7 protein-coding genes are annotated in these 11,880 nt (G+C 43.6%); 6 read left to right on the forward strand and 1 reads right to left on the reverse strand.

The window, feature by feature from the left end; translation table 11 throughout:
• Nucleotides 1-50: 50 nt before the first annotated feature.
• Nucleotides 51-776 carry a 4'-phosphopantetheinyl transferase superfamily protein gene (locus VM802_RS10710; RefSeq protein WP_325530180.1) on the reverse strand — a complete coding sequence of 242 codons (726 nt, stop codon included), beginning with the start codon at nucleotides 774-776 and terminating at the stop codon, nucleotides 51-53.
• A 421-nt stretch (nucleotides 777-1,197) separates the two neighbouring features.
• On the opposite strand from VM802_RS10710, the gene VM802_RS10715 reads away from it, so the two are divergent.
• The 6 genes from VM802_RS10715 to VM802_RS10740 all read left to right on the forward strand — a co-directional run bounded on the left by VM802_RS10715 (nucleotide 1,198) and on the right by VM802_RS10740 (nucleotide 11,269).
• The gene (locus VM802_RS10715) at nucleotides 1,198-1,746 is read left to right on the forward strand and encodes an RNA polymerase sigma-70 factor (RefSeq protein WP_325530182.1); all 549 of its coding nucleotides are present in this window, start codon (nucleotides 1,198-1,200) and stop codon (nucleotides 1,744-1,746) included.
• Nucleotides 1,747-1,824: 78 nt separating this feature from the next.
• Nucleotides 1,825-2,775, forward strand: coding sequence for a FecR family protein (locus VM802_RS10720; RefSeq protein ID WP_325530184.1), 951 nt, complete (start codon nucleotides 1,825-1,827; stop codon nucleotides 2,773-2,775).
• A 158-nt stretch (nucleotides 2,776-2,933) separates the two neighbouring features.
• Nucleotides 2,934-6,371, forward strand: a complete 3,438-nt coding sequence (locus VM802_RS10725) for a SusC/RagA family TonB-linked outer membrane protein (protein ID WP_325530186.1) — start codon at nucleotides 2,934-2,936, stop codon at nucleotides 6,369-6,371.
• A gap of 88 nt (nucleotides 6,372-6,459) precedes the next feature.
• Nucleotides 6,460-8,073, forward strand: coding sequence for a RagB/SusD family nutrient uptake outer membrane protein (locus tag VM802_RS10730; protein WP_325530188.1), 1,614 nt, complete (start codon nucleotides 6,460-6,462; stop codon nucleotides 8,071-8,073).
• A gap of 10 nt (nucleotides 8,074-8,083) precedes the next feature.
• A complete protein-coding gene (locus VM802_RS10735; protein ID WP_325530190.1) occupies nucleotides 8,084-10,243 on the forward strand; it encodes a glycoside hydrolase family 31 protein in 2,160 nt (719 codons plus the stop codon).
• Between the two features lie 216 nt (nucleotides 10,244-10,459).
• Entirely contained in the window at nucleotides 10,460-11,269 is an 810-nt protein-coding gene (locus VM802_RS10740) for an alpha-1,2-fucosyltransferase (RefSeq protein WP_325530192.1), read from the forward strand.
• Nucleotides 11,270-11,880 lie beyond the last annotated feature (611 nt).

Genomic DNA, 11,880 nt, shown 5'->3' on the forward strand with positions numbered 1-11,880 from the left:
GGGAAAGAGTGTATTCTGGAGGGAGGAAGAAAAGTCGGCAAAAGACTGAGTCAAATAACGCCCGACAGTACGTCCAGGAAGGCATTTAGTTCCACCGTAGTTTTCCTTGGCAGCACGAGGGAACAAGCATGTGTTGCTGTCAGGTATGTGATAGCTTTATATTGCGCGAAATTTGAAAAAGTACTGATGTACAGCACTCCTTCTCTTTCCAGGGTCTGGATTTCAAGTGAGTGGAAGTTTATCATCAATCCAGTTCTGAGTATTTTTGACAAGCTTTCCTTCACAGTCCATAAAAGGGCGCAGCCATTTGTAATGGACAACCCGCCGCCTGGAAGCAGGGAAAGCTCTTTATCGCTGGCCTGACTCTTTATTGCTAACGTTTTACTATCGTCTATCTTCTCTACGTCAATACCCAGTGGATGCTCTTCAGGGAATGCTATCCCTATGCCGATCGCATCGCAATGGGTGATACTTACTTGTATGTTGTGAGTTGCGGCTGTTTTTACGACGGGGAACTGGAAGATGCCCTGGTCGATCAGGATGGATGACAGATCTGCATGGGGGAACAGCACATTCACTGCTTTTTTGGCGGCTATTCTCCCCTGAAGGTAGCTCTCCCTTCTCCTGTCGAATTGTAAGGTATCGAAATAGGCTTTCTCTTCAGGGTGCAGTAGTGGTACATTTTTGAATATGTCAGGTATAGTACAGTTGAGTATACAAAATCCTGCGTTATAATTTTTCGTCTCTCTCTTCAAAAGAATCTTTCCTGAATGCATGGTGCGGGTTAATGATGTTTGTTGTCAAGATTGATTTGGTACTTCTGAACATGGTTATTGTAATTTGTAACAGCCTTGCTCAATAAATCAGCCTCGAAGATAATTCTTATTCCTGCTTTTGTGTGCACCATTTTGCTTGCTGTCGTACCACCGCTTTTTCGAAAATGGCAGTAACCGTACTTTTAATATTTTGTTACAAGTTATGGTAATAAAAAGGGGTAATCCCGCTATTACTAATACGAAAATATCTGTACCGGGATTTAAGTGTTTTTTCATTTTTGCATGGTTACAGCCGTACGTTACAGTGTTTAATGGTGTGCCTTTCCCAGCCCGTTATTTGCTAAAATTCTTTCATGATTAGCTTAAATGCTACAATAAACTGTCTGCGAGCTTCTCTATCTTTCCCCAAATTCAATAATAAATGGCACCTGAGTTTTCGCGCCCCTCCAATCACGATGTTTATTTGTTAACAGGGCTGGCACAGGGTGACCCTATAGTATTTCGCTTAATATATCAATCATATGAACGGCGGATATATAATATTGCATTTTATTACACTGATTCTGAACAAGATGCCGAAGACATAGTGCAAGATGTGTTTACTTCCCTTTGGTTACGCCGTGAAAAGATTGAATTAAAAGGCTCTCTTGAAAACTATATTACCCGTTGTGCTAAATATACTGCCTTTTTTTATCTCAAAATGAGACTAAAGAAAAAGCGGGCTACTGAACATGTGGCTATTCCCCGCGTATTAAATAACCCTGAGGAACATATCCGCTATAAAGACATGCAGGCCTACCTGCATAACCTTTTGGAATCCGTTTCACAGAAAACACGGGAGATTTTTTACCTGAGCCGCTACAATGGGCTTAGCTACCTGGAAATAGCGAACAGGATGGAAATCTCTGTAAAGACAGTGGAATATCATGTTTCCCTGGCCCTTAGGAAATTAGCCACCGGAAAATTTTAATTTTTTTTAAATCGGTTTAGGGTATATAAGGTGTTTTATACACTTATTATAACTGACGGCCTCTTCAAGTGCAATTCTATGGCGCCTATAGACAGAGCATTACTGGAAAAATACTTTAACGACGAATGTACTCCTGAAGAAGAAAGCCTGGTATGTCGATGGTTGGATGAGAACGATCTGGACGAGTATCCCGACGTACATAGCAAAAGGAAACATGAGCGGAAATTGAGAAAGGGATGGGAACAATTATCCAGGCTTGATGAAGCACTTAGCACTGTACCTGCTATGGGAAGTAGTTATACTACTCGTGGAAGGTGGTGGATAGCTGCTGCCGTGTTATTCTTATTAGTGGGTGGGAGTTTTATCTATCTTAATTATTTCCACGGTTATGAAAAAGAATATTCCACTTCATTTGGTGAGGTCAGAAGCTTTCGTTTAGCGGATGGTACTACGGTAACGCTTAATGCATGTTCTGTATTAAAGGTCAGTAGTGATTTTGGCCGGAAACACCGAAATGTGCAGCTCCAGGGGGAAGCTTGCTTTGATATCCATTCTCAACCGGGACAAGCTTTTACAGTACATACAGGAAAGCTGGCCGTAACTGCTTTGGGTACTGCATTTAACGTTGCTGCCTTTGCTAATGATCCGCAGATCATTGTTTCCCTGACAAATGGTAAAGTGTTGGTAGAGAAAGGAGGTGCAAAGGGTATTATATTGGCGCCTGGCGAAGAAGTTTTGTATACTAAAAGGGAAGATCGTATCGAAAAGGGAAAATTTAATTTCAAGGAACGTTTTGCCTGGAAACAGATGGTTATTTATTTCGACAATGCGGACATCAACGAGGTGCTTGCCAAACTGGAGCGGTTTTATGGAGTACACTTTGATATCAACCAATTGAAGTCGCGGCAGTGGCGACTTACCGGAGAATACAGCAATCCAACACTACAGGAAGTATTAGAAAGCCTGTCTTTCAATTATGATTTTAAATACAGGATTGAAGGAGGGAAAGTAATCCTGTCTGAATTTTAAAACCCCATATACACATATATATGCTATAACCGCATTTAACATAAAATGCCGGTAATCGGACAGGACTACCGGCCTGTTAATGTAATAATGCGTCATTGTGCGGAAAAGGAACTCTCCGCGCACAGGCGACGTTTGCTTCATCAAAACACGTTAAAAGTATGAAAAAAAGATTTTCCACGGCATTATTGATGTGGGTAAGATGTCTTATCATTTACCTCCTGACAGAACTGATTGCGTTCAATACCTCGTCAGGGAAAAGTGTAAATGCTCAAGTAGATCCCACTATCACAGAAAATTTTCAAAGTATTTCGGTAAGAAAATTATTTTCTGTTATCAACCAGAAAACTGCTGTCACTTTTGTCTTTGATGCCCATAGCATTAATCCCGATACAGTTGTTCGAATGAATGCCCATAGCTTAACAGCTAATAATATATTGGATAGCCTAGCTGAAAAGCTGAACTGGTCGTTCAAAAAATTTGGAAATACCATAACAGTGAAGAGCGACCCGCAGCGAGGCAATATGCAAAACCGTACCCAACAGACACCCCGATCGTTGACTGACCTGGCGCTGCGTCGAGGGGGCGAGGCGGCTACAGATACCTTCCGTATCTCAGGAACAGTAAAGGACACACTCGGAATACCGCTGGTGGGGGTTACGGTACAAGTGAAGAATGCTCCAGGAGGAACAGTTACTGATAAAAATGGACGTTACGCAATTAATGCAGCACCTGATGCCGTCCTGGTTTTTTCTTACATCGGGTTTAATCGCAGGGAGGTCAGTGTTGGAGGTAACAGCCACCTGGACGTTACACTTAGCAGCACTGCTAATGGATTGAATGAAATTGTAGTGGTTGGATACGGAACTGAAAAGAGGGCTACGCTCTCGGGTGCGATAGTAACGGTTTCAGGTAAAGAAATAAAAGACCAGCCTGTAGCCAACCTTTCCAATGCCCTTGCGGGAAGATTGCCGGGAGTACGTATCACGCAATCCGGTGGTAAGCCTGGGATGGCCTCGTCTATCAGTATACGTGCTGCCAGTACCTGGAACAACGCTGATCCCCTTTATGTAATTGATGGAGTAGTGCGGGATAAATTTGCATTTGATGCACTGGACCCCAGTGAAGTGGATAATATCTCCATATTGAAGGATGGGGCTTCTGCAGCTGTATATGGTTCCCGTGCCGCTAACGGCGTTATCCTCGTAACAACAATGCAAGGCAAAGAAGGCAAAACTGTTATTTCATACAACGGCTCAGTAGGAGTGGATAAACCCATACGCATTCCTGAAGCCCAGAATGCCTACAACCAGGCCACCATAATTAACGACGCCCTGCGCATCGATAATATTCCTGTCAATGATGCCAGGTATTATTCGCCTGATGAATTGGCGTATTTTAAGACACATAACTGGAACTGGATTGACGAGGCCTGGAAAAATCCCGTAACTACCCGGCATTCGTTGTCGGTAAGCGGAGGTTCTCCCAAGGTCCGCTATTTTATGAATGGTACCTACTTTTATGCAACAGGTTCCTTCAACAAGCTCGACTTTCGCAAAAACACGTTAAGGGCAAATGTGGATGCAGATATTACCAACAACCTGACGGCTTCCCTGAATGTAAGCATGGATGTCAGGAACGATCAGAAACCCTATTGGAGATATGATGGTGACGGCGATAATATGGAAGACCTCTATAAGGCGTTCCTGTTCAGAACCCAGTCTGTCCCACCGTATATAAACGGTAAGCTGAACGGTACTTATGTAGAATGGTCGCCATTGGCAATAACAGAAGGCCAGACAGGCTACAACAAGAAAAAATTTACGAACTATAACACAATTGCTGCCCTTCGCTATAAGGTGCCGTTTATACCTGGCCTGGAGTTAAAAGTCATGTTCAATAAATACTCCAGGACCAATTTCGTGAAGCAGTTCAGTTTACCGTATGACTTGTCCGTGTTTAAACGTAGCGGCGGGCACAATCATATTGTGACAGATGAATTCGAGAGCATAAAAACGCGCAACGACGGGGAATTCCTTTATGAAGCATATGATAACCAGGAAGCTTACCAGCTGGACGGATATATTTCCTATAACAGATCTTTCGGGCAGCATAAGCTGAACGCGTTATTGGTTTACGAACAGGCAGAAAGCACTGGAAATAACTTTAACGGTCAGCGGAACAATTTTGTTTCGCCTTCCATAGACCAGCTATTTGCCGGCAGTGCCGCCAGTCAGTTTGCCAATGGAAGCGGATGGGAAGATGGCCGCTCTTCCTATATAGGCAGGCTAAATTATAATTATGCCGATAAATACATCCTGGAAGGAGCTTTCAGATACGATGGTTCTGTAAAGTTCTCGCCTTCAAGGCGCTGGGGCTTTTTCCCTTCTCTGTCAGCTATATGGCGCATGTCAGAAGAGCCTTTCTTCAAGGACAATGTAACGTTTGTGAATGACCTCAAATTGAGAAGTACAATAGCTTTAATAGGTAATGATGCCGTTGGCGGCTGGCAGTGGATGCAGCGTTATAATGTTTCCAATGGCGCCGTTTTGGGTGGTATTACCAGCGGAATCACGCCTGGCTCATTATCGAACCCGGATATTACCTGGGAAAAGTCTGTATCCTGGAATGGCGGATTAGATGCGTATATGCTGAATGGTAAACTGAATTTTTCGGCGGATATCTTCCGTACTCATACCTATGATATTCTTGGCGCACGGCAGCAAAGCGTGCCATCCACTTTCGGCGCAACGCTCCCTGCAGAGAATTACGGCGTTATCAATACAAGGGGCTTTGAGTTATCTGCAAAGTATAATGGTAGTGCTAACAAACATTTCAGCTACTACATAGCCGGCAACTTAGGGTATGCTACAAACGAAGTAAAGATACAGGATCAACCTGCGAACCAGCGTGTTTATAAATCCGTTATCGGGTACAATATGAACCGTATCTGGGGATATGAAGCCACGGGAATCATCCGCACACAGGCTGATCTCGACGCGTTACCTGCCGGCTATACAATCTTTGGCCAGAAACCGGAACTGGGAATGCTCAATTACCGTGATATCCGCGGGGCAGTAGATGATAAGCCGGATGGAAAAATTGATGATAATGATGCGCAATACATCGCCAATTATAGCAATCCTCCAATAAATTACGGCATAGCCCTGGGGTGTACCTGGAAGGGACTGAGCCTCGATCTGGTTTTTCAGGGATTGTCAGGTAACAAAACAATGATTGATGTCCGTTACGCGCAAGCGAGAACAGAAGAAACAAATTTTGCCTACTGGAATGATCACTGGACGCCTGAAAATCCCAACGCCTCATTTCCACGTGCCGGAAGGAATACAGCCGATGCTGCCTCCACATTCTGGCTGCGGAACGGATCCTTTTTACGGTTGAAGAATGTTAACTTGTCGTACGACCTGCCCAGGTTGCTGGTGAAAAGAAGTGGCCTCGCTGCTGTACGATTCTTCTTCACAGGTACCAATCTGTTGCTGCTGGAAGACCATGTGAAGGTGAGGGATCCGGAAGCAGCAAGCATGCGCTCTTATCCTTTGATGAAGAACTACACCTTTGGTCTGAACATTACTTTATAACGTGAAAAGAAAAATAGTTATGAAAGTCGGATATACTACTATATATGCTCTGGTTTTACTAGCTTGCTTTACTGCATGCAAGAAGCCTTTGGAAAAAAAAGACCTGGGCGCTGTCAACGAATCTGATGTATGGAAAGATGATAAACTTGCAACTGCTTATGTAAATAGGTTGTATGAAGATAACCTTCCGGGTTGGAACACCTCCGATGCCGGTACCTCAGATGAAGCCCCGGGAGGAGAGGCCGTTATGTATGGCCAGCTTACAATCAACTCGTTTGACTTATGGCCTTATGATAAAATCAGGAATATCAATATCCTTTTAAAGAACATCGACGGAGGAACCTTACCTGCCGCAACAAAGGACCTGTTGAAAGGACAGGCTTTATTTTTAAGAGGATGGCGCTACTTTGGTATGGTGAGATTGTATGGAGGCGTACCATTAGTACTGGAGCCTCAGCAGATTACAGATAACCTGCAGGTATCCAGGAACAAAACATCTGAATGTATTGCCCAGATGGTGGCTGACCTGGATAATGCAGCCAAACTGCTACCGTCTGTGTGGACAGGTAACGACCTGGGCAGGATTACAAAAGGCGCAGCACTGGCACTGAAAGGAAGGATCCTATTGTATTATGCGAGTCCACAATTCAACCCCTCCAACGATCCTGCAAGATGGCAAAAGGCTTATGAAGCCAATAGGGCGGCCAGGGAATCACTGGAATCTGCAGGGGTAGGTCTTTATGATAAGTTCGCTAATATCTGGTTTGATGAAATGAATAAGGAGGTGGTTTTTGTAAACCGTTATTCCTACCCTGATAAGGTGAATGACTGGAATGCAGCAACCCGTCCGCTGAGTGAGGCGCAAAATAACACCGGAGCCAATCATCCTACCCTGGAAATGGTCAATGCTTTTCCTATGAAAAATGGCCGGCCTGTCACTGATCCGGCAGCGGGCTATGATGAGGTGCATTACTGGAGGAACAGGGATCCCCGTTTTGCTGCCACTATCGCCTATAACGGATGCCCCTGGGAACTGAGTGGGAAAGCCGGAAGAAGGCAGTGGAATTATGTTGGTGCAGAAACACAATTCCTTACTGAAACTGGTTTTTATTGCAAGAAAGCAGTAGATGTAAGTTATTCCAGGTTCTTTACCTATAACAGCAGCACAGATTGGGTGGAAATACGTTTTGCGGAGGTGCTGATGAACCTGGCGGAATGCGCCAATGAAACAGGTAATACCAGTGAGACATACGAAATACTTAAACTCATCCGAAAACGTGCAGGCATAGATGCCGGTGGTGATAACATGTACGGACTGAAATCCGGCATGAATACGGAAGCGATGCGGGATGCAATCAGGCTGGAAAGAAAAATAGAGTTCGCCTATGAAGGAAAGCGTTATTGGGATCTGAGAAGATGGAAGCTATTTGAAAAAGAACTGAATGGAAAGGTAAGACATGGACTGGTAACCACACTACTGATACCGCAGAATGATTTCAACAAAATACAGGATACGGTTAATCTCGACCTGGGCTATAGCAAGTATTTCAAGGATTCATTGGTGGCAGTGGATAAGGTATTCAAAATAGATTTTAAAGGCAATTATTATTTTTATCCTGTCAACACCAAGCACCTGGAGTTGAATGGCAATCTTAAACAAACAAACGGGTGGGATGGAGGTGCTTTTGATCCCCTGCAATAATTTTATGAAGATGAGATGGTTTTTTTTTCTGATCGGTATAGTTTCCGGATCTCTTATACAAGCGCAACCTGTTCCCTTAAAATGGGAGCAGGTTGCACCGGGTGTCTGGAAAACTACCATAGGACAGCCCGATAAGCTGGATTTACTTGGAACAGCAGGCGGCAGCCCCAGAAAAGGGGCATTGCAAAAACTAGGGGATGTACAATTCCCGCTCCCGCAGGCAGACTGTAAGGCTGAAATAAAAGAAGGGAAAGTTTATCTGCATTTCCCCTTGCAGAAGGAAGAGCAGTTATTTGGCCTCGGCCTGCAATTCAAAACGGTTAACCGCAGAGGGCAAGTGCTTAACCTGCACATGGATCACTATGAGGGTCGGGATGATGGCCGCTCGCATGCCCCTGTTCCGTTTTACATTTCCAGCAATGGGTATGGAGTGCTGGTAAACAGCGCCCGTTATATTACCGTGTATGCAGGGACTGCCGTGCAGGTCAATAGTCAGCATCCGCCAAAGGTTTACGACCGGAATACGGATCCCGACTGGAGTGCACAGCCTTACTCCGACGCCGTTGAAATGCTTGTTCCAACAACAGGTACAGAAATATATGTTTTTGCCGGTAAAAACCCGATGGAAGTAGTGCAGCGCTATAACCTGTTCAATGGCGGCGGCGTGCTTCCTCCCAAATGGGGTCTGGGCTTTACTCATCGTATGCCAACACTATCTACTGCAGACCAGGTAAAAGCGGAAGCTGGCGCGTTCAGTCAACATGGATTTCCGCTGGATTTTATTGGATTGGAACCCGGTTGGCAAACCAAGGCTTATCCTTGCACATTCGAATGGGATAAAACCAGGTTCCCCGATCCTGCAGGTTTTGTAAAAGAAATGCAGGCAAAAGGTATTCGACTGAACTTATGGTTGAATCCATATTTATCCCCGGCTTCATCACTATATAACAATGTTAAACCGTTGTCAGGGTCCCATACCGTATGGAATGGACTGGTGCCTGATCTTACCCTGCCATCCGCTCAGCAGCTGTACAAAAATCTTTTCAAGACACAGCACCTGGATATCGGCATTTCCGGGTACAAAATTGATGAAGTGGATGGCGTTGACACCTGGCTATGGCCGGATGTAGCTACATTCCCATCTGGAACAACCGCTGAGCAAATGAGACAGGTATACGGGGTTATGATGCAGCGTCTCACAACAGAATGGTTCAGAGAGAAAGGGATACGGACCTACGGATTGGTGAGGGCTTCCAATGCAGGTGCATCCTCATTTCCATATGTTATCTATAATGACTATTACAATCATCGCGATTTTATCACCGCATTGTGTAACAGCAGCTTCATCGGCGTACTTTGGACTCCGGAAGTAAGGGCCTCAAAAACAGCGGAGGAATGGTTGAGACGTATGCAATCGGCCTGCTTTTCACCTATGGCTATGCTGAACGCCTGGGCAGATGGCACCAAGCCGTGGAGCTTTCCGGAAGTGGAGAAACAAGTAAAAGACGTGGCATTGCTGAGAATACAATTATTCCCCTATCTCTATACAGTTTTCTCCCAGTATTACCTGGAAGGCAAGCCTCCGGTCAGAGCTATGAACCTGGTGGAGGGCTTCTCGTTTCAACATCAAGCCCAAAAAGCAACGCTGGATGGAACAGATAACCCTTATCAGACTGCTCTGCGGGAAGATGTAAAAGACCAGTTTATGCTGGGAGATGATCTTCTGGTAGCGCCAATGTTTGCCGGGCAAACCAATAGAAAAGTAATACTACCGCAAGGCAAATGGTACGACTTTTACACCGGTGAATATGTTGGGAATGGCAATATAATTGTTGCTGCCCCCGGCCTGGATAAAATACCGCTGTATGTAAAAGACGGAGGCATTATTACCATGATACCACCGGTATTGCATACGCCGGCGCCTGGCGAACAACTTCCACTGGAAATCCGACATTATGGAGAAGCTGAAAGTACTTCACTGCTATATGATGATGACGGGCAATCATACGATTACGAACAAGGGAAATATGTGCAATACCGGCTTACAGCAAAACGGGATAAGCATGGAAAGTGGCAGGGACAAGTAGTGGTAGATAATAAGAATGGATTGAAAGTAGTATATAAGGATGTTAAATGGCGGTTTATGCTCCAGGATCGTGCGGGAGAATAGATGCTAACTAATATTTACTTTAATAAACCACAATCAGTTGATTTTAGCCAATTTTCATAGATAAAGACGAAAAGGCTCAGGTTTTGCACCGGAGGGACCATAGGCAATTTTCGAAACCTGCACAATAAGTGCGGGTTTTGTTTTTTTAATCGATAACATAGGTGATGCGCAATACCAAATTTAATATCTTTGCGCACTATTTTGGATTACTATTATATGAAAACGATAGTTTTAGCCAGGCCATACGGACAGACGAGCAATATTTTCTTTCAGCACGTTTATTTCGATTCCTTTTGCCGGGAGCATCAGATAAAGTTTGTGAATCCTTTTATGCACAAGTATTATAAGGATTATCCGCAACTCAATGAGTATAACAGAAGCTGGATTGCAGATTGGTCGACGAAGAAGTTAGTGAAGAAAGGCTTGAAATTTAAACTAATCAAGTCAGTTGATTTTGATAATGAGGGACGGAAGGCCGATTATGTTAATTACATCTTACAGGGTAACAAAGAAAAGCTGTTCCTGGAAGGCTGGTATTTCCGGCATGAGGATCTGGTGAGAAAGTACCGGAAAGTATATCAGCAGTTATTTGCACCGGATGTAAACATGGCGGATCTGCAGCAACGCTACCTGGAAAGAACCGACGGGCAGTTGCTGATAGGGGTACATATACGGAGGGGTGATTATAAGGAATTCCTGGGAGGAAAGTATTTTTATGGAGATGAGGTGTATGTTAGTAAAATAACTGAGCTGCTGGCGATACTGAATAAAAAATGTAGAGTGATTATATTTAGTAACGATACAGATCTGAATAAATCCGTTTATCATCAGCATTTTGGGGAGGTAATCATTTCCCGTAATAATGTAAAAACGGACCATTATCTGATGTCGCAATGTGATTATCTGATTGGGCCTCCGAGTACTTTTACTATGTGGGCTAGCTTTATGGGTGATAAGCCTGTTCATTTTATTGAAAGTCCGGCAGAGAAAATGATGTTGGAAAAGTTTCATATTTTCTTTGCATAACGTGCTGATTTTTGCGGTTTAATTGTAATAAGAATCGGTTTTTATACCATAGTGTTCACAAGCAACTTTTAAACCCTGCGTTAGTCGCGGGGTTTTCCTTTTTAGCCGAATTCCTTTTGTATGGCCTCTTTTTGTTTTCTGTACATTATACAGATTAACGAACTTTTACTAAGAAATGAAACATCCGTATTGAGGGTATGTGTCTTGTTTATGGTGATAATGTTTATTATTTGCTATAATACTTGATATGATCTATTTTGTGTTTTAAAAAAGAGTAAGGAATTCTAATTATATGTACATTTCTTGTTGATATGAAAATCATATGAGTCCCCGTTTGGAAAGCAAATACCAGTTACGGCACTATTACTGCGTCAGGTGTTTCTGCTTTCATTTATTAGTAGCAGGTAATTTTTCGGAGGTTAATTTCTGCAAAGTAGTCATCAATTTCAGTGTGCAAGGTTGTTAATATTCAGTGTAAATTAGGCTGCTGACTGATTCTGTATGCAGCTGCAATGGAGATGAAGGCCAACGTCTCTTTCACTTTAACATCAGCATCTAGAGAAGAATATATTTTAAATGAATATTCATAAGATCATCTTGATATTATGAAT

The organism is Chitinophaga sp. (assembly GCF_035538455.1).
Taxonomy (GTDB): domain Bacteria; phylum Bacteroidota; class Bacteroidia; order Chitinophagales; family Chitinophagaceae; genus Chitinophaga.